The organism is Aquimarina sp. AU58, assembly GCF_900312745.1.
GTDB lineage: Bacteria > Bacteroidota > Bacteroidia > Flavobacteriales > Flavobacteriaceae > Aquimarina > Aquimarina spinulae.
In genome coordinates this window covers 2,187,450-2,210,195 of the sequence record NZ_OMPD01000014.1, presented here as the reverse complement: position 1 = coordinate 2,210,195, position 22,746 = coordinate 2,187,450, and the positions used below count along the sequence as shown (strand labels likewise).

General features: G+C 34.6%; 5 protein-coding genes. All 5 read right to left on the bottom strand.

The window, feature by feature from the left end:
- Window positions 1–66: 66 nt before the first annotated feature.
- Window positions 67–10,869, bottom strand: coding sequence for an RHS repeat-associated core domain-containing protein (locus tag DK441_RS20965; protein ID WP_109852413.1), 10,803 nt, complete (start codon window positions 10,867–10,869; stop codon window positions 67–69).
- 20 nt (window positions 10,870–10,889) lie between these two features.
- Window positions 10,890–11,297, bottom strand: coding sequence for a hypothetical protein (locus DK441_RS20960; RefSeq protein ID WP_109852412.1), 408 nt, complete (start codon window positions 11,295–11,297; stop codon window positions 10,890–10,892).
- Between the two features lie 13 nt (window positions 11,298–11,310).
- On the bottom strand, window positions 11,311–16,329 hold the full coding sequence (locus DK441_RS20955; RefSeq protein WP_109852411.1) for a hypothetical protein: 5,019 nt from the start codon (window positions 16,327–16,329) through the stop codon (window positions 11,311–11,313).
- Window positions 16,330–16,417: 88 nt separating this feature from the next.
- Window positions 16,418–17,146: a hypothetical protein gene (locus DK441_RS20950; protein ID WP_109852410.1), complete on the bottom strand. Its 729-nt coding sequence runs from the start codon at window positions 17,144–17,146 to the stop codon at window positions 16,418–16,420.
- Window positions 17,133–22,736, bottom strand: a complete 5,604-nt coding sequence (locus DK441_RS20945; protein ID WP_160112207.1) for a hypothetical protein — start codon at window positions 22,734–22,736, stop codon at window positions 17,133–17,135. Before DK441_RS20945 ends, DK441_RS20950 begins: the two co-directional genes overlap by 14 nt.
- Window positions 22,737–22,746: the final 10 nt, after the last annotated feature.

Below are 22,746 nucleotides of genomic sequence, written 5' to 3'. Positions count from 1 at the left end.
ATAGTCACTCTTCTTTACTCCAAAAGTTTTATTATAGTACATTTCATCTTTTCACAAATTATTAAGTTAAGGTTGTTTTATTTTTTCTAGAGCCTTACCATTATATCGATATTCCACTCCATCACGTATAAAAATGGTTTTTTCATAAAGTTTTTTATCCCGAGTAATTATACTAAACTCTCTCCTTGTCATTGGGTTTTTATTACTTCTAAAACTCGATAATTCAAACCTTATACCGTCAGCATTTCTAGCTGCTTGAATAAAAGCTGTAAAAAATAGATTTTGATTATCAAGATCTACACTGTAATCTACATCCGTAAGACCAGCTTCAAACCACTTCCCATTTTTATAATCCGCAGCTTTGCCTCTATGTCTAAATAGATCACTATCTATACCTAAACCTATTATTTTTTTACCTTTAAACCCAAACAACTTAGGATCAACTCCTCCACTTACCTTAACATTAAATACCTTACCTGCTTTAAGAAATTTAAGGAGCCCACCAATATCAATACTATTTGATATTACATCCTCAAAATCTTCGGTATCAAAGTTTTTAACGTTAGATTTAAAGGACGTTAAGAACATTTTTGCTCGATGCGCTTTTTGACCATCTTCAGAATAAAACTGATCTATCTCATTCAAATAGCTCATTACAGCTGAACCGTCAGTCCTTATCTTATCCCTTCCATACTGCAAGTTAAAATAATCTCCTTCTGGGGTTAGGTCTCCTGCATAATTCCATATTCCAATAATCCCATTTAATGCTTTTGCTCCTATATTACTTGCTACTTTACCTGCATAAATAGCTTTATTATCATCCTTTTTATGGTTAAAAATAGGTACTTCTGGTATAATAAATTCTAACCCTTCTAGCTCTAAACCATCAACAACCCTATTTTCGCTAAAGGCGTAAGGGGAGTTCCAAGAATACCTTCCTGCCAACGGATCCACCGCAAAGAACCTCCCTAATCTAGGATCGTGCATTCTATACTTATAGTTTACAGAATTCCCTTCGCCTTTGATTTCATCGTCTTTTTCTTGTCCCTGGAATCCATATCTATAGGATTTGGAGTCTTTATGACGATTAGGTTGTAGCATCCCAAACGGATAGTAACCATTATAACTTTCTACCTTAGCCGTTAAGTCTCCTGTAGCAGGATCCAGATTTTTACGATCGTTAACCACTACACGTACATTACCAAGGTGATCCTTGATCTCATAATACTTATTACCCAGATCACGATATACCAACCCACTGGTCGCTTCATCTTCTGTAGTAAGAATAGTATACGGTTGATACGGTTGGTATCCAGTTACTCCACCTGTAGCAGCAGGTAAATTATTTAACGCTGTACTAGTTTGAGTATCGAGATTCCATTCCTGTCCGCTATTCGTTGTACCTACAAACTGATAGAGTTTATTATCCTTATTTACTCTAAGATCCCCTAAGGCGTTAGTAGCTACTACCTGATTATCTGAGGCTCGTTTTACGACCTTGGTATCTGCATTGGTTGTTACCTCTTGCGTATACTGTGTATAGTAGATATCATCTCCTGTGTTTATCAAAGAACCTTTACCAATATTACCGTTGGTTACTGCAATAGTCGATACACTTGCTACTACCGGTAGTTTCGTATCCGGATCGAGCTGCCAGGTGCGAATTTCTGCGTCTGTAGCTGCGGTCCACTGTGCGGGTAAGGAAGTATTATGATACACACTTATTGCGGTACCATCGGTTGCGATCTGCAACTCTCCATTACCTGCTGCATCGAAACTATCAAAGTATGCTGGTAGCAATGTACCATCAAAACTTACAGCTCCTGTTTCACCAATTGTAAAACGAACCAGGTTGGTTCCTGGTGGCGTTGTTACTGTACCATCTGCTGCAACAGTACCTTCGGTATGCATGGTGGCATAAAGATACGCCTTTTTTTGTTGTTCATCCTGGATCACTGCCATATGACGCCCATAATTACTATAGGCAAAGTTTTGATGACCCGTAATCGATACTCCGCCACTATTACGTAAGGTTGCACAATGTAACCCAGAAGCTGTATCTCTATAAAATATCAAATATTCACTAGGATTAGATGGATGTTTTACCACTACTGTTTTTGCCTGTGGATCAATTGATGTAGCTGTATCAACATTAATAGTTTCTAATCCTGATACCAGATTACCCAATGCATCATAGATTAATAATACCGAACGATCGGGATCAGTACTAAAGTAATTAGTCGCTACTGCACCGTAGCTTATTACTTCACCCTGTGTATTCTCGATTAAGAAGACATTATTATCAGTTACAATAGGCACTATGGCTTCATTTTCTTGTTGTAAAGCTTCATATTCTAATGCATTAAACGTTCGATCTGCTTTAGCTTTCGCCATCTTGGTTCCAGGAACCTGCACTACAACACCGTTTGTATCTGTTAACTCTTTACTATCATTTTGTACTAAGAATACATTGTCTAGTGCGTTTGTGATGTTACTCATAAACTGTACTGCTACCTCTTCATAGTTTTCTATAGTATCAAATCCATAGGTGCGTGTATAGATCACTTCGCTAAAGACATCCTGCCCAACACGATCACTACCATAGATAGGTCGCTCTGAGATACTAAATGTTGCTGTATACGTATTATCGGTTGCATCATTTGGATTTACCTTAACATCCTCGCGTTTATAGATTCCCATTACATTACCAGAGGCGTCACAAGTATAATAGGTTGTTTCTACTGCTGCCGGATTATGAATTTGCGGACCTTCTCCAGTCGCATTATATGGCATACGGTTCACTTGCTTCATCGCACGCATCCCCATACCATCATAAGTAAATGACATGTGTACTTTTTGCGTATCAGGATTAGCTGTATTATCCGGGATAATTTCTGATACTTTACCAGCGGCTGTCCATACGTAACGTAACCCTTCACTATTATCACGAATTAACTGCCCCGTTTCATCGTATTCATAGTTTCCTACATTTTGATCAGGTAAATCATTGATTACCGTGCTTACTTGTCCTGCAGCATCATCTACATATGTCAAACGATTAGATAAGTTTGGATCTTCCAGATTGTAGTGATACGTTAGATCATCTATTAACTGTCCATCATCCTTATGACGTTTTAATCGTTGTAGATTACCATTTTTATCATACTCGTAAGATGTTTTAAAGGCATTGGCACTGCCTCCTATAGCACCATAGGTTTGATTGGTATCACTATACAATTGTGTAGTTGATGATTTGATTCGGTTTAACTGGTCATAATGGTAGCTATTTCCGGTAAGGTAACTTGCTCTGTTTTTCTCTTTTGCTTCTTCTGCAACCTGAGAAGTCCAGGTACTAATATTACCATTATATAGGTTCTGTTGTACGCCGTTTACTGCATTTTCCAGATTAAACGGATTGGCTGCTGTAAGTCCAGAATTTAATACTCCATCACGAGTAAAATCTCCACGATAATAGCCTAATGCCATACCAAATTCATCTTTGGCATGTTTTGTTGAGGCATCACCACGTTTATTATTTGCATCTGGGTTATACCCATTCTGTGCAAGGTCTGGTGTATTGATACCTTTTAACCATCCATGAATGGTATAGGTAAAATCTAATCCTTGTACCTTATCTTCACCTAGTTCGGTTCTTGCTAATGGGCCATGTAGATAATAATCATATCGAGCATCTTCATCCCAGACATAACCATCTTTAGACGTTTCTACAGATACAATTCTATTATCTTCATCATAGGTATATTTATGACGATATTCATCTACTCGTCCTCTGTTGAAATGAACTTCGTTTACATTACCCGATACTAAGTCATATGTATAGGCAACAGTTGTTCTTCCGATCCCGGGAAGTTCCTGTATGCACCACTCTACATTACCATGTGGATCATAGCTATAATATGTTTTAGTAAGCTTACCATTTTTATCTTTATTATTAATAAAACTTACGTTATTACGTAAAAAACGTTGTTTTTGATCTCGGTAAGAAATTTCTTCTACTCTATCATTATAAGTGGTTTGAATGTATTCAGTTTTATCAATCATTGGTAAATCGATCGCCACTTGTGGATTCGCTTGATTATTAATCAAGAAATCGGCAGGGAATATTTTTCCATTTAATTTGGCTTCTCCACCTTCACGCACTCTCCCCAGTTCATCATATACCACATAGGAGAATACACCTTCTCGTTGCTGGCGTTCGTTTTGAGAATACCATAATTGACCAATATCATTATATACAAATTGTGAAGTTCCTCCATCTGGTGTGTTTTGACTGGCTAATTGTGAAATACTATTATAGTCATACCCCGTAACATATGTATGTGCAGTTGCACTACGATCGCTAACCGTGCGAACTCCTTCTGGTGGTACAGTACGTACCAGGTTACCAGCACGATCATAATAATATAAAGTAAAGTGATATGTATCGCTTGTTCCCTGAGTATACTTTAACGTTACCTCATCGTCTAGTCCACCTGTATTATAAAGAACCTCATTTACATTAGCCTCTAACTTATCTACATTTTCAACAACACAAAGCTCTACTTTTGATGCAATCGCTTGATTAAATGTAGATGGTCCTATAGGTTTAACCGTACGCGTAGTATCTGGTTCTGTATCATTTCTTTCTTTTTGAGTCGGAGATACCCAACTTAAACATATATTATAATTACGTCTTACGGGGGGTTGTGTTACTGCTGTAACTACTGTTTCTGCAGTACAACCATTGGCATCTGTTACGATAACCTTATAATTACCTGGTGTAATACCGGGATAACTAGATGTACCACCTTCCTGAACAATTTCTTGATATTTTAATTCTTCTACCAATTCAATAACGGGATCTCCGTCTGGAGGAAGAACTTCTTCTTCGGTTACCAAATACCATGTAAATGTATAGGGTGCGGTACCTGATGTATATCCAGATACTGTGCCTCCCGTTGTTCCTGATCCTGAAACTGCATCACAACTGGTTTGGATATCTTCTATTATTGGAGTTTCTAAAGGTGTTGGATCTTCTAAGATTACTTTAATAGGATCTGTTGCTCCACATCCACTCTCATCTGCTACTACTACACTATATTCACCAGCTATAAGTCCCGTAGCAATATATCCTACTGAAACCACTTCTCCTGCTGTATTTGTCCATTCATAACTAACAGCACCAGAATTTCCTGTTACCACAACTTCTGCACTACCCGAATCTTCTCCCGCACATTGTGGATTATTCGCTATCGTATCTACAGATAAGTTAGAAAGCGCCTTTATATTAAAATAACTAGATTCTCCACAAACTCCAAGATCTCCACTATAGGATGAAACCGCACTTGGTTGTACAAAAATTTTATAATTACCGGGACCAACATTCTGTAATTGAAATGGTGTAGGATCACTTCCTAATGAAGGAATATCATTAAACACTTCTGGTGTTCCTACGAATTCACCTTCATCATCTACTCCTCCAAAGAATACAGTATACCCTGAAACAGCATAAATTGAACAGCCGTTCCCATTATTTCTTAATTCAAAGTTTACATCTAACGTGTCATTGGCAAAACAAACTTCTAGATCTCGATTATTATCATCAATTTTTATGCTTGCTCCAATAGTCTTTGGTACAAAAGAAGTCCTAAATACACAGCCATTAGTTGCAGTAAGTTCGATAGAATAAAAATCACCAACAATTGCATTTATAAGTTCGTGACTTTGTGTATCAGGAAATGTTCCCGTATAGGTTACAATATCTTCAGACGTACCTCCAGTAATTTTATATATTCTTCCTGTATAATTTGTCCCTGTAAGAGATGGATGAACATCTAAAGTACTAAATGATACCATTACATTACCACTTGTGACATCACAAGGTAATAACGAAACACATAATTCATCTATAGGTTTAGCTACAACACCAATTGCTATTGATTTTTCAAATTGACACCCATAATTATCTTTGAATGTAATGCTAAAGTTTCCTTCGGGTATATTTTCTATAGTTAATTCCTGCCCATTTATTAATTGTTGACCAATAGTAACCAGGTTAGGATATGTAGAATTTACAATTTCGAAAGGTTCTTGCTCTAAATACCCGGTTCCTTGTTCTCCTGTTATGCTAACCGTAACTTTACCATCAGACTTACCAGAACAACTTATACCATCTACCAAAGTAAGGTTTATCTCTGCACTTGGATATACTTCTACATCTACAGTTGCAGTACCGCTACAATTAGGTGCAGGGTTTGTTGCAGATTGTACAGTAACTTGTAATGATGTTGAGTTTAGTGGTCTAAAAGTAAACTGATTTCCATTAGAAGATATAGGTTGTACATTCCAGGTATAGGTATAACTTCCTCCTGCTAAAGCTCCAGAAAGTACAACTTCTACCACCACATCTTCACCTTCGCACACAGGAGAACTGCTTAATGTATTGATTGTTATCCCCGGAAACGGAGAGTTTACCACTTCTACAGTATCACTTGCTGTAGTAACCTCAAGGTCACAAACCTGATTGTTTGAAATACAAGTAGCTTGCCCGTTTTGTATAGTTTCTGCCTGATACTCAAAACTGGTTCCCGATAGATTGGTTAAACGGGTGTTTATTTTAAAAGTTTGATTTTTATTAGTATCTAAATCTGCTAGACTCCAGGTTACTGTGGTTGCCGTAGTACTTGTCGGTGCAGGGAAACCACTTACCTCATTTGCATAAGTAACCCCGGTTGGTAATGTAACTACCAATTGCTGTTGAGCAATTGGGTTAACACTTGCATTTACTACTGCTATGGTTACTTCATTACTGTCATTACAAACTAAAAAGTTACTACCCGTAATATCTACTGTTATATCCGGAGTAGTTAATCCTTTAAGCGGAATAAAACGATCAAACTGAAGATTGATATTTTCTGAACAGTTGGTAGTTCCTTCTAAGAAAAATTGAACTGGTTTTCCCGGGTTATAGTTACAATCTGAATTCAGACTTATTCTAAAACTAATTTCATTTTTACCAGGCAAACGAATTCCTGGGATAGTACTTTCTGTTGCATCGGTAAGATCTCCTGATGCGACAAGTAAAGAAGTTACTAAGTCTGATGCTTTGATTATTAGATCTTGAGTACCTGATACATTTTGCTGAATAAAAGAAACTGGTACTGTAGCTGAAGCTCCATTATAGGTATAGGTTATCGTACTTACATCTGAAACCGAAGCCCCAATTGGTAAATCTACAGTAACATTAGTATCATATACATTAGCAAACTTAGAGCTTACTACTTTTACATCAAAAGCAATATCCTCACAAAGATCTACTTCATTTACCAAACGATTTACTTCCCAATCAATTCCTCCGGTTTTATAACGTAAGGTTACTATATCTTGTTTTACTTCGAATTGACAAGTAAGCCCTCCATCATTTATAATAGAATTTACTGCAGTCAACTCAGCTTCGGTATCAAAAGCTTCTCCAGATAATGGCCAAGAATCACAAGACCAACTGGATATCAAATCAATATCTTGCTCTACGTCATTCTCACAAACTCGATATTCTGCTATAGGGTATACAATCAAGCAATTACCTCTTGAAATTCTTGATCCTTTCAATTGAATCAACATATTTCTAGGCTTACCAGAACGAGGATTTATAGGACCATAAAATATTATATCTTCAGCCGGTATAACATTATTATTTTGATCTTTTGCTCCTATTAGTATTGTACTCTCATCCCCTTCTTTTAATTCTAAACTTATCCAAGGATTATTAATAACAGTACCTGTAGAACTTGATGTTGACCTATTACAAAATTGCACAGACCAATCTGTGGTCCTCTCAAATCCTTCCTGAACTATATTTGGAGATATCTCGAAAGGGATATTATACCTTTCTATTGATACTTTTTCTATTGATGCCCCAGTAGATACCGAGTGTTTAACTATTTCTGCTGGGTTTTCTAAATAATCTATATAATTAACATCAAAACTGTATGGTTTACGATTTCCATTTCGAGGAATTTCATACGATGGATCACTACAATTTGGTTCATAGAAAACACCGACACCAACTCCATCTCTATTTTTCGAATCATTTAGCACTATCATTTCTCCCATATCTATGATATTAATTTGGGGAGCGCTCAGAAAATTATGAGGAATCAGGGTTTTTATCCCAGAATGTGAATAAAATAATTCTTTTACAATATAATCTTCTGGTATTTTATACTCTATACTTTTATTCAACAAAAGTGGTCTATATTCATTCACAAAATCATCGCCTCCTGTTGCTGAAAATGAATTATACCCCATTAAATAATCTCCTAAATTACAGGTAATATTTCGCCCAGTAGAAACATTTAATGTGGCACTAGGTATATATAGGCTTAAAGTACTTCCTTTAGATTTTCCACAACTCTCTTCGTTTATTGAATTTTTACCTAAAAACTTACCTCTAAATACAGACAAATTATAAGCTCCTTTAGATAAAGAAACATCCGACATTTTTGCTACTTGAAGCTGTAAGTTTTTTACTTCTAATGAAATTCCAGATCCTGAAACTGAAGCTATTGATACAGTATATTTATATTTTATTCTATTATTATCTATAGTCACTATAGGATTTGTTAAAACATAACTAGTTCCATTAACTAATAATGTTCCATCATCACTATGTGATACTATTTCTGTACTAATACCTTCAGGAAGATTAAATGCCATTTCAAAAGAAATTTCATTATAAGATTCTCCTTGATCAGTTTTAAGGCTTCCTAAACTATTTACAAGAATTTTATCAGAAGGATATACAGCTTCTAAGTTTATCTCCGGAGTATCTTTATTTACCCTAGGGACTGTATTTAACTGATTAAAAGTATAATAACTTAACCCATTATGATTGTCTACATAGCCAAATGTATTTCTTTTCACTTCAAATACCTCTGTTTCAAAATCACAGGTATTCCCTCCTCCTCCGGGGCCTCCGGGATCTGTAGTACATCGCTCAAAAACAGTAAAAATAGATGATGAAGTATGTGCAATTTTAATAAGTTCTAAGGTATTGTAATCGTTACAAACATCTGCATACATATCCCAGTTAATATCCTCAATAGTTTCTACTAAACTATCGCTACAAGCCACTTTAACAGTTACTTCGTATTTCCCTTCTTTACCTCCACCTCTTACTTCATATGTATTATTTCCTATACTACTTGCAGGAACCTGAATTGGATTAAAACCTCTATCGAACCAATCAACTTTAACAATCTCATATCCTTCGGGTAGTGTAAATCTAGAAACATAATTATTTGCTATTGTGATTCCACCATCAAAATCAAGTAGTAACCTACTATAATCAACATTAAATTCTAATATAGCTGTTTGATCAGTTGCTAATTCATTTGGTACTTTATCTGAAGCAGAATTTCTCTCTAAGGTATTTAACCTTGTTAGATTAGCCGCACTATAAATACCTGAATTACAAGAATTTGACCTACCTCTAAGAGCTAAATATGCAATATATGAGTTGATGTTTTCAAAAAAAGATGAAGCGAAGTCCAAATTTAGTTCTACATCAATAGTTAAAGTTGCTCCAACTGGTAAATCATCATAAAAACCATCCTTATCTACGTCATCTAACCCTATTCCTACACCATCAGGATCACTTCTAAAAATGTTCTCATTCAAATAATAATAATATTGATTTCCCAAATGAACCTCATCATGAATCAATAAATTTCCATTAATACTGAAGTTATTAGTTCCCATATGGTGAAATATATCTGAAAGACTTACAAAAGATATATCTATAGCAGTATCAGCAGATGCTTCTACTGAATTATTTCCAATGTTTGTATATTCATACTTTACACGAATGGGATCACCACATAAATCTCCCGATTTTTCCACTATTCGTTTTGTTGTAAACTTTGGAGTCCCAGTAACAAAACTCAAATAATTTACAGAAGTCGAGTCTTTATCATCTATAGCTTCACAAAATGTACTATAACAACCATATACTGCTGTATAGTTCGTTGGCATTGAAGAATGACAATCAGTAGAATCTAATGATACCTGATCAATAAAAACTAGTTTTTCATTTTGTTCAAATAGATTATTTCCATTACCAACACTAGAAAAATTAGTTATTACATAAGTTAATCGTTGTAACCCTGCGCCAAGTGGTGAAGTTACTGCAGCTCCCACAGGTGAGACTATCTGTCCCGTAGATAATTTAAGTTCTTTAAAATCAATATTGGCATCGTAATCTACATATAACCTAAATTCACTCACGGCCCCAATACCACTATTTATAACTTCTACTTCTCTATTAAATATAGAACCATCGGTATCTTTTTCTAATACACCTACCTGTATATTAACATCCTGATCTTTTACCTTTACAAATAATTCTGGAAAATTAACATTATACGATTCTGAAGTACCTGTTACTGTTTGTTCTGCTCCCGCGTTTACTCTATAAGCGACTGAATTTGTATTTCTTACAACAAATGTTTCATTAGTTTGTGTTGCGGCATCAAACTCAGTTAGTAACGTACAGTTTCCTTTTGCCGTATAGGTGAAATTGGTAATTCCATTAGCCGGGATATCTGGTATTAAAAACTTTATCTGACTAGCTGTATTACCATTAGGATATTGCGAGTTTACCAAAGTAATTCCATTCGGTAACGTAGAATTATATATAATACCGGATAAAACAGCATTGCTTCTATTAGTCAACTTAATGGTAAAAGTTACTTCATCTCCACAAACTACCAATGCAGCATTGGTAGATGTTTCTATCAACAAATCAGCATTGGATTGTGCATATCCTATTACATTAAGTAACAGAAAAAGTACAGTATATATTTTTTTCATTTTGTGTGTATTCGAGTTGGTTATCTGATTTGTTTACGGTTCTTGGTGATTAGCTGAAATTCGTTATTTAAAAGTCGAACTTCCAGAGCTATAGATTTCGGTTTTGCTTTACCCCATTTCTTTTCTATGATCATTTTTAGATCATCTAAATAGACTAAGGTTTCTTCTTGATTATAAAACAAATAGAAGTTATTATCTGATTTTCTATTCAATATTGCTTCTTGGTTATCTAGCACATGTCCATCTTCAATTAAATCTATCTGAATGAACTTTACATTTACAGCTTCATAAAACTGAAGTGAGATTTCAAATACATTTTTTTCTTTTTCATAAACCTCAAAGTCAAATGTATTTTGTTGCGCATAAAAAAGTGTCGTACAAAACATCCCAAAAATCAGGATCATACTATGTTTGATTCTATTTTTCATCGTTGCTATAGGTTTAGTTATTAGGATCAATGACTACATTTATTCCAGTTTTTGGTGACTCTACCGGATCAAAATCGGGATCAGAAGGAGAAAATGGTTTTTTGGTGGTCTTGATATATTTATCTCTATCTACAAAAGTATCTCCAGGCCCATCTAGATTTTGACGAGTAATATAATCTGCCTGATCTGTACATATCCCAAAGGATTGTAGTTCCCATTTTTTGCTTTCTCTATTATAAACATATACGGGTTCAACAGGTAGGTTATTTGTATCATATGTCAAATCCGGATTATAATTTCCTTTGTTATCACATTTACTAGGAATATCTAATTTTACTGTCCATTCTAATGCCTGTTTCGATCTGGTAGATTGCGCATAGGTAAGCGATTGTCTAATATCCCAAATCGTTACAAAAGGATATGCCGATGTGTTATATGAGTACTTAACCAATCCGCTAGGGAGGTTTTCTTCTATAGGAGATTCGTTTGTTTGAGTTGTTATCCCGGTTAACGGATCAAAATATTTTAATTTCTGTTCTTCTCTGGTAGACAACCCAGCGACTACAGGTCCGGACACTCCTAACTCTGGAAAACTAAGATCTATAGTATATTTAGAAATAGCGTTAGGATCTGATCTATCTACTCTGGTAGGTGCTCCCAAAAGCCTGCATGTTTCATCAATACAAGCATAAGTATCTATCTCGCATTGTTTTTTACATTGTTGTACAATTTGTTCTACTAGTGCTTCAATATCTTCTTCGGGAACTATATTGTCATTGGGATCGATTTTACATTTGCCGATTACATAGCATCTATCTTCAAACAGTTGTATTAAGTTTTGCCTAAAAAAATCTCGTTTGTCATCACAATTTTCATTACATTCCTTCATCAATAATGAAACTTCATTTTCAATCATACTAACTCCGGTAGCTTGCGGTTCACCTGCCAGATCAATAAACCATCTATCTTGAGGAATCGGTGGCATATCTGCAAAACTATTAGTGATATACCCTCCGTTTTCTGCAAATAAATCTGCTGATAAAAATTCTAATCCAGATAATGTTCCCGGTAACACATCTGCACTGGTAAAAGTTAATATGAAACCTGTTTCTTTCTCAAAATCTGGATTTAACACATAACTTGTTGCTTCAAAATAATTTTCGCAATTAACAGGTACTACATCGGGCACCACTTCTTCTTTAAAGTCTTTCACCAGGTTATAAAAGGTAAGACGTTGATCACAATTCCAATCTTTTGATGTTTGTTCACACTGTATATATCCTACATCACAAAAGTTACAGGGGATGGGCGTTCCATCGGGATATTCACCACAACAACCGAACTCTTTTTCTTCAATTTCTCCTGTTGTTTCATTAACTACCTCTTCTATACAAATATTAGGATCTCTAAAACAGGTTTCTGCTTCAAGAATAGGGAATGTTCCTTCTTTATATTCAAAATACTTAAAAGCATACACAGGATCTTTAATATTATAATAATGTTCTCTTGTTTCCGCATCAAAAAGGTCTAACCATTCCCCTATAAGGCCCGTTAGTCTTTTTCGATCATATTTTGTATATTTTAGATTGGTTTTTGAATTCACCAACGTATCGAAATCGGGTTGAAATACTGCAAAATTAGCTTTGGGAGCTCTGTCTTTAGGTACTTCGTTTATGATATCTCCAAATTTGTAACCAGTACATTCAAAAAACTTATGTACTACACTACCTAGTTCTGCCTCTGCCTTATCCTGAGCAACACCATTGGTACTTACATTTTGCCTTCTTATTCTTCTTACTAGTTTACGCTTTGCGATCCATCGTACAATAAAGTTTTTTATATTTTTTCTTAAATGCCTTTTACTATCGCCACCTCTTGTGTCATAACTTTCTGCTACATTATTTTCTTCATTTGAGTCCAAATCATAATCACCAACACATAATTTATTTACCAGTTCTATTACGATAGGTTCCCAGCATTCTGCCAGTTCTTGTGCAGAATACTGCGATCCTGGCAATATCACTTTAGGTTTTGGGTAATCACAAGATTCATAGTTTCCATTTGGAACCGGATGATTAGGGATATCTTCTTCTTCTTTAGGGCAATCCTGATCACCATATTGATCTGTAGCCATATGATAGACCATTTGATTAAATACCCCAGGTCTTTGCCATCCTACTAATTGCGCATAAATTTCTTCTGCTGCTTTTTCTCTTGTATATCCAGTATTAACTGCACTTTTACATTCGTAAAGCATAGAGATAGCGTACCCTTCAAAATCAATAGGATAAGCATCAGTATTCTTAAGTGTTACCGAACCATCGCTTAGTTTTTCATAAGTGAAGTTGTTTTCTGTATCTAATAAGAAATTTGGGTTTGGATTTATATGGTTATCTGGGTTTGGAGTGGTTAATGGAGTTGCTCCTGTCCCAAAGTAGGAGATAGATTCTACCACCTGATCATCTAACTGTTTATTATTTCGATATGCTTCTAAAGCTGTTGGAATCGGAGTACGAAAAGGTGGTGTAAATAATATAGGTACCTGAAACTGACAACATGGTGTTTCAAATCCAACTTTTACAGGTCTTCTCCCTGCAATCGAAGTATCAGTAGTATAATCAAATGCCTTTAAATCACCACTAGGGTCAAAATAATATACTGTGATTTTATATTGATCTTCTTTACCAATATAATAGTCTAAAAATTCGTCATCTGCTTCAGGGTCATTAGGATCTTTACTTGTAAAACTTACTTTTTCATCAGAGCATCCTACGCAATCAAAATTAACAGTAGCGATTCTTCTTCCTGTAGTAGCATCGGTAACGATATTTGCTGCGAGTTGCTTATTATACACTAGTTTACCGAAATGAAAAATATCATTATATAAATATTCCATTTCTTCTTCACAATCTATTTCATTCGAAAAATCAATAATCCAATCAAAAAATGGTTTTATGAGTTTATTAATACTATCCTCTGCATTAACTAAATCAAGCTTTATAGTATCGCTAGGCACTAATGTTTTTTGAATATAATATGTACCTGTATTTAAAATTACATTTCCGAAATCTACAGTAACATTATCTATACCGTCATTTGTTGTATCTGTTAAATCTTTTAAGGTTGGTTGTTCAAAATTATGTACTACATTTCCTGTACCTACATCAAAAACTTCAATTTTTAGACTGTAGTCCAAATCTAATTCTAAATTATGGCATAACCCATCTAATACAGGTCTTGTAATGGTATAACTTATATTTACATCTGTTCCGTCTTCTAAAATGGTAACACGTTTAGATGCTAAAAAACCTGTTGATGTTTTAATATTATTAGTAATTCTATCGGTTACCCCTTTAACTGTGTTATCCGGATTTGTATCTTTTACACTATCTAACACAGTATCATCTTCGCTAAAAGTAAGCCCTGTAGCGATTGTATTTCCTTCTTTAGTAATATAAGAAACCGATCTTGTGCTATTAGGGTCGACGGTTATAATTTTTGCAACATCCTGATGATTAGGTGCTTCATCCCCAAATAACTTTACCAATTCATCCTCTGTAGGTGTAGAATATAAAGTTCTTGTAGTTCTTGTTTTTCCATCTGCTATATTACCTATCATGTGTGTTTTTCCAACACCTGATTGTTCAACAACACGATCAGTACCATCGTTACTAAAAATAACTCTGGTAAAGGGATATCCTTCTGCATCTGGTATTCTTTTATCTGCATTGGCACCAGAATAGTATTCAAAAGCACCGGTAGCATCTATCATTGCCGGAGCACTATAATTATCTTCTTCATCAAAATCCTTAGCTTTGTATAGACTTTTATTCGTCTGCACAAAACCTTCTTTATAATTACTTATCTTTTCTCCAACAATTGGTACCGGTAATGTATTTATGGTAGGCCTTCCTGAATTATCCAGAATGGTCTGTGTAATTACCTTATAATCTTTTGAGGGTATATATCGTTGTGTTTGTTTTACTTGATTTAAAGAAGTAGCATAGGTCACTTGCTCACTTACTTTATTATTTTCGGTAAAAACTCTACTGTATTGGTAATTTTTTTGATCGTCGACATCTGTAAAAAAGAATACCTGATTAGAGCTTGTTGAAGGTGTAAATACACACGAAGTACATTCTGTATAATCTAGAGCATTCCAACTCCCCCAGTTTTTATTATTACCAATTCCATTTTCGTAATACGTTCCTATTGGTCTAACTCGCCATGCATAATATCCTTGTCCTTCTCCCATCGTGAGATCGATAGAAGTTGTTGCTCCATCGACATGTAATGATAATGCCTTATCCCAATCAATAGTTGTAGTTATTGTTCTTTGATCAGATGATGTTGCCGGATCTGTATTATACAATCTAATAATCTGAAATTCGTACCCCGGAGCATTACAACTATCTGCCCAATTAAACACTATTGCTTTGCTATTGGCTACGGCTGTTTTTGTTAAATTACTTACCGTGTTTGCACTTACATCAATACCATAATTCATTTCATAGTTTAGTCCAACATTTAACGCTGTTCCTGTATTAATTGTAACTGCAGTATTTGTAAGGTTACTAATGGTAGCTCTAACTCCATTAATTTTATTTCCGAGATAAGAAAGTCCTGTACTATTATTAGCAGTATCTATATATTGGTTAAGGTCGAGAAAAATGACACTTTCTGGTTTGTTATTATTCAATTCAACTTTAAATGATATTGCCGGATCAATACTCGGGTTGTCTGTGAGGACTTTTATTTCGAGATCCATTCCTATTTCAAACGGAACTCCGAAATTATCATATCCAAATTCGTAATTTTCTCCCAGGTCAATTTTGACCCATACTTTTCCTTCATTAACATTAAAAGTAGAACACGGAGTAATAAAACTTAAATTACCCGAAGTTGATTCTCCTGCACCAGGAATACTTAACATAACATTATCTAAGTATACCCCTTTATCTTGCGAAAACAATGTACCGCTAGCTAGAAAAAGTAAAAAGATGATTCTTGTGAGTGACCAATTAATTTTCATCTGTAAATTTTATTTTTAAAGTTGTCCGATAGGATTGATATACTAAAAAATAACATTTCATTTCGGTGATTTTTTAGTGTACAAAACATCATTTATTTTTTCTGTTATCTATAATTTCAAAATTCTTGTAAGCTCCTTTTAATTCTGTTCCATTAAAAATGTACTCCAAAGGTTTTTTGATTTTTTTAGAGCTCTTGTAGTCAATAATCTCATAGTGTACGATCTGCTTTTTGATCTTACTTTTTTCATTAAATCGATTTTCGACTTTTGTAACTCGTTTTTGATTCACATCATATTCTAAAACCTGTCGTACTAATCCTGATTTTTTTTCAAAATCTCTATTGGGTATTATAGTAATATGCTGTTTATTACCATTAGTTGCACAATCAATCGTACTTATTGATTTTAAAAGTGCTCTCTCTATTTCTAAAAATTTTTGTTGTGCATTATTATCTGTAAATAACCTTGGATCAGAATCATTCCAGTATATCTTTCCAATTTTAGGCAAGACCACAAACATTTCCTTATCATCTCCATATATTTTCATGTTTTCATCATCCATAAAGATTTTATACTCTGCGATAAGCATTTCACTTTTGGTAGAAGAAACAGGAAGGTTATACTTTTTAAAAAAAGTTGTATTGGTACTATATTTCATATAATACACCTGTCCTTTCTTTGGAGATATTACTTCCTGCATACCATCCAGATATTCTAAAATTCTATCTCTGCATTTACTTGAGGTTTCATTTTGAGCATATCCACTAAAATAAAAACAACAATATGCAATCAGGGCTATTACTTTAAATTCTTTCACGGCTTTCTTTTGGTAAATTATATTGTGTTTCTGTTATTATCTTTAATCCTTTTTCTGTCTCGATTAGTTTACGAATCAATTGTCCTTCTCCATTATACTGATAGTACAATCCAAAATGTTGATCGTCAAATAAGGTTAATAATCGAAGTGATTTTACATCATATACATAGCATGTTGTTTGCGCTTCTTTAGGATTAAATTTGATATCATCTATATATACTTGTGAGTTTTCAAAACTTAGACTTACTGAAACTACCTGGCCAGAAACAAAAGATTGTGGCGTTATGTAAGTTCTGTATAAGGACCACTCTCCTGTTTTTGCCATAAACTCTGGAGTCAATGTATTACCATTGATTTGAATCTGTGGATTAATCAGTTTTTCATCAGATTTTGTCCAAAATTTTAACCAACCCCCAGTAGTTGATAATAAGTTTCCGGCGGTAACATTTTTTAGTAAACTCTCGCCAGATACAATTTGTTTTGAATATATTCCTGAATGTGCTATATCTGTTACCAAACCTGTTTCGACACCTACTTTATCTTCAAAATGCTCAAAATACATTTCCTCATAGGTTGAGTTTTTAGCAATCATAGTAGGAAGCGTAAAGTTATATCCGTACTTAGAAGCACTATAAATTCCTAGAACATCTTGTTCTTCTAATGCTGCTCCATTAGGAGAATACTTGGTAATTTCTGTGAGTTTTACCCATTTTTCGTCTTGTGAATTTGCATTATAATTAAACGGGGTAAAGTTTTCTACAATACCACCTTCATAGATTTTTCCAGAATTTGTATTACGATCTGAAGATTTCTTTACGTTTCCTTTAAATGCATAATTTTCATGCATTCTATATACTGATGGATTTCCTAAGGATCCATATTCAGTATTTACACTTTGATTATTTGTCCACTCAGAAACTCCGGCCAATACATTATAAGTACTTGCTCCCGCAGATATAATTTTATTCGACTTAATACTCCAAGTACCATTGTCATTAATTGGGTTAGCATCTGCTCCATACGTTACGAACTGTCCTGAGCTAGCTAGTAATTGATTGGTATTACTTGATATATTGGACTTCTGCCCCATTTTATCGTAATTCCAATGTGCAGGAATATTTAGGTTATAAATAGATCCATCGTGCTTTTGGTTTGCACCAGTTAAATCAATACCATGATATGCATCATATGTTTTTGTTAAAACAGAGCGTCCTGTAGCATAATCAAATGCAAGGTTTTCTGTGGTAGATGCGATATTATCTGTATATGAAACTATCCTTTTTTGAATCGCTGGATATTTTATAACCTTTGATGTAGCATATTTGGAAAGCAATTGTTCTTTGTATCTAAATACCAGAGCAAATGACACAAATATAGGTGGCGGTAGCGTTAGCCCAACACTTACATCAATTTCAAATTCAAAGTCTAAGTCTTGGTTTTCTATACTATACCCTTCTTGGGTAACATCCATTTCTTTGCCCGGTACGTCCCACACATAAGTACCTGAATCTTGTCCATCAAACCCTGTTAACAGTTTTACTTTCTCCCCTGGCTCATAGTAATAAAAATCCTGCCCCGAAGAGATATAACTTGTATTACCAGTTTTATAATTACCTCCATACGTTCTTACAGATTTAGGAACACCATGCATCCCATTTTGTATAAATCTAAATCCTTGAGAAGCCCAGGCTTTATCATAACCATAAGAAAAAGAAGGGGTAGGAAGGTTAAATTTATCATGATGCATATTATCCTGAAGTACAGAATAAGAGACGCCACGTTCTGGATATTCATTAGCAAAGTCAAATTTTCTTTCATTTCCTTCATATATTTTATAATCATATAACTTATCATATGGATAATCTTTACATGTATAAAATTCATGAACAGTATGCCCAGTACCTGTCTTACCAGTATGGATACTTTCTACAACCACTCTTGAGTGGCTAACAGAAGCAGCTGGGAGCAATGATTCTCCTATTGGTCCTTCGGTTTGTTCTTTATCTTTACCGACTATTAATCTATTAATCCAGGATTGGTTCTTTTTAGGAAGAAACCCTACCAGAGGATTTTCTTCTCTCATTTCTTGTGGTTCATTGGTAGCAACACCACTTGATCTTCCATCTTCTAGTTCATATTTATAAATTTGACCATAGGTAGCTTCATCTCCAGATTCTATACCTTTATCATACATCAAAACCTTTTTAACCCGAACTCCTCCTCCACGTTTTGCTTTATTAATAGGTATTTTAAGATAAGATAAACCAGGATTTAATTTTTTACAAGTTTCACTTCTATCAGGAAATGAAACGTTGATCCCTCTGTTTGCTAATTTTTCTATTCCTTTCTGTGCATATTTTAATGTTTTGATAGCTTTTCCTAAACCTGTACTACCAATATCTCCATTGCAGTCTAAAAGCCTGGCTGCAATTGCATCTTCATATTCTTTTTCTATTTTACCTTCGCAACCTGCAGAATATTTACCCCATCTTTGTGTGACATAATAATCATGACAAGCTTGTCTGGGTGACAGTCTATAGTCTGGATCTTCCTTAGATTCTTCTGTAAATGTATCTCCTCCATATTTTGTATGATTCTTTCTATTTTTAGATTTTACTGTAATAGAAATTGAGCTACCGTTACAGGTGACTTTTGAGATCTTTGCATATCCTGTTATATACTCTGATTGGCATCCTAACAAATCGGGATTATTATCTTCTAATGCATATAATAGTTTAAAATATATCCTTTTACGAACATCAATTTCACCACCACCGTCAGGTTTTCCTTCTAGAAAATATTCATTAATTTTTTCACATAACCCATCAGAATACCCTCCTATATCAGATAAATCTAAAGTATATGTAGGGTCATCATATGTGTTTGAAGCGCTTGACAAGCGTACCATTGCCATAGCATCTCTATCTTGAACATACGAATAATCTTTACTTTCATATTCTACCAGAATTTCTCCTCCAGATGGTAGTACTATCTGTTTTAACTGCCATGCTGCAGGGTCAAATTGTTTTTGTGGAATATCTCCCTGATATGGCCATGTAATTAAATTAAGATGTCTGTTTTCTGCACTATTTGCATTACCTCTTACATTAAATTGGTTATATCCCCATGCATCTAAAAGATGTGGACCATAATCTGGATTTTGAGCAGATAATGAATATTGAACATCCATTTGATGATTAGATGTATATTGATATCCAAATTTATATGAGCTGATTCTGGAGTCTACGACTCCTTCAAATTCTGACCATACTTTTTTAAGTGTCAATTTCCCACTATTTACAGAGATTTTGTTATTAGGATAATTTCCATTTTTATTATTTGGTAAGTTTTGAACTAATGAATAATCATACTGAAAATTAGTTACCTGCAATGGCACATCTGGTCTGGCTTTAGAAAACAGTACTATTTTTTCAAGATATTCTAATTCATCTGTTCCTTTTGCTTTTGCACTTTTAGAAGAAGGGTCTTCATTTGTTGTTAAATCTTGTGCTGCCAAACCATCTAACCTCGAGGTTTGTGATCCTCGTAAATAACTTGCTCCTGATCCGGTAACTCCAAATCTAGCAGCGTTAGATGTATTGGTAACAAAATAGGCCACATGGGTTTTTGTTTCCACTTTTTTAAGAAAAAACACTTCTTTCTCTCCTGTAGTCACAAAACCCGCATCGTCTTTAACATCAGAGATCGAATTTTTATTATAGAAAAGACCATTGTAAGGGGTTCTCCAGCGATACCATTTTCCTTTCTCACTCGCCTCTCCGTACTTTTTATGATACTCAAATGAAGTCCATCCTCCAAAATCACTATCATCTACCCCTGCAGTACCAAGATCAATATAATCTGGAGTCGTAATGACTTTTAATAACGAGATATTTTCATGTGGCAGAGCTCTTACCTCACCGGTTACCCGATCTTGTTCACAAACATCTACTTTGTAATTACCAGACAAATAGGTAGTTGTATATGCTAAATGATTTTTTTCTATGTTATCATTTTCATCAATCCCAAAAGAAAGATTTGATGTATTTCTAACCATTACCGGTTGTGAATACTCGTATTTAGTTCCTCCTTCATTAAATATCTCGTATCCTCCTGTGCTTAATTTTTCGATATGTGATGATGTATTGATTTTTGAGTCAATAGCAGAATCTAAAAATGCCTTTCCTCCATCCTTAACAGCGTCACTTACCCCTTTTACTCCTGAGAAATTAGGATTTGCACCCAATTCTACATTTGCAATATCATTATTAGCAAAATTTACCTTACCTCCCATATCTCCATAAAATCTGTATTTTAGATTACTATGTGATCCAGTTCCTGGAAAATAGTTCATTTCAGATTTACTTCTCCCAAAAGAAAGATTTACCCCTACTCCAACATTGGCACCTATCATTCCTTCTATACCTACACCATATGTTTTCATTCTATTCTTTACATTTTCATCATTACTAAAGGTTCTTGGACCATCTGCAAATGCACGAAACCCGCCAGATAAACCTTCTCCAGATAGAAAATGATTATCGGGTGTACTAAAAGGAACGCCAATAAAGAAATCACGTCTATCAAAAGGTTGAGCCTTTTCTGTAAAATAATCTGATCTTGCATTTGAACCTTTCATATATCCCGAAGCATTCAAGATGCGATGTGCTATAGAATGGTTTATAGAAAATGAACCAATATATCCTCCCTCAAATCCAACAGGTGCAGTACTTATATTAACTTGTCCTCCATAACTTAAATTCACATTCATTCCTTTAAGCTTTGTTAAAGAAACCGACTGTCCTACATCTGTAAACGTTTGTAATCCAAAAGCAGATCCTACATCAAAAGATCCTCCTCCTTTAATTGAAGCCTTAAATCCACTTTTATATGACTTTGTTTTTGTAGGGTCATTTTTATCTGCTTTCTTTATAGTTTTTGATTTTTCATAAGATAAATCAGGAACTCCGTTACCTAAAAGAGCATAAGGGTTAATTGCTGCACTATAGGTGACTCCCGTAGCCGATCTATTAAGAGATAAGCTAGCAAAACTTTTAGACAATCCTATAGATGTAGTTCTCGAAACTCCCTGATAATTATTATATCGCACATAATCAGAAACTCCTATTTTTAAACCTGCACTGAAAATCTCAATATTTCCTTTTACAACACCTGACATTGTCCAATTTGGCCTTGTTTTGTTATACACATCTACAGGTGCATTGTTATACTCATCGGGATAGCCTCGAACACTTGTGTTTATTGCTCCTGGGTTTAAAGTCCAACCATGTCCAACCCATGAAGATTCTTCTTCTGATGAAGTTCCGCTGTGATAAGATAATGACATTGCATATCCTCCGCCATCAGGTCCAGGAATTTGAATTACAGGTAAGTTATACGTAAAATTACCCGACAATGGATCCACCAGATTTGTAGTTGCCACGGGTTCAAAACTCGAAAATTCTGGTGAACCAGGTCCTGATGTTAAAGCATATAATGAACCTACTGATGGTACAAAAATTCCAATCAACATATCACATAACAAAAAGTATGTAATGATCTTAATATTTTTCTTACGTATTGAAATCATAAGTGCTCTT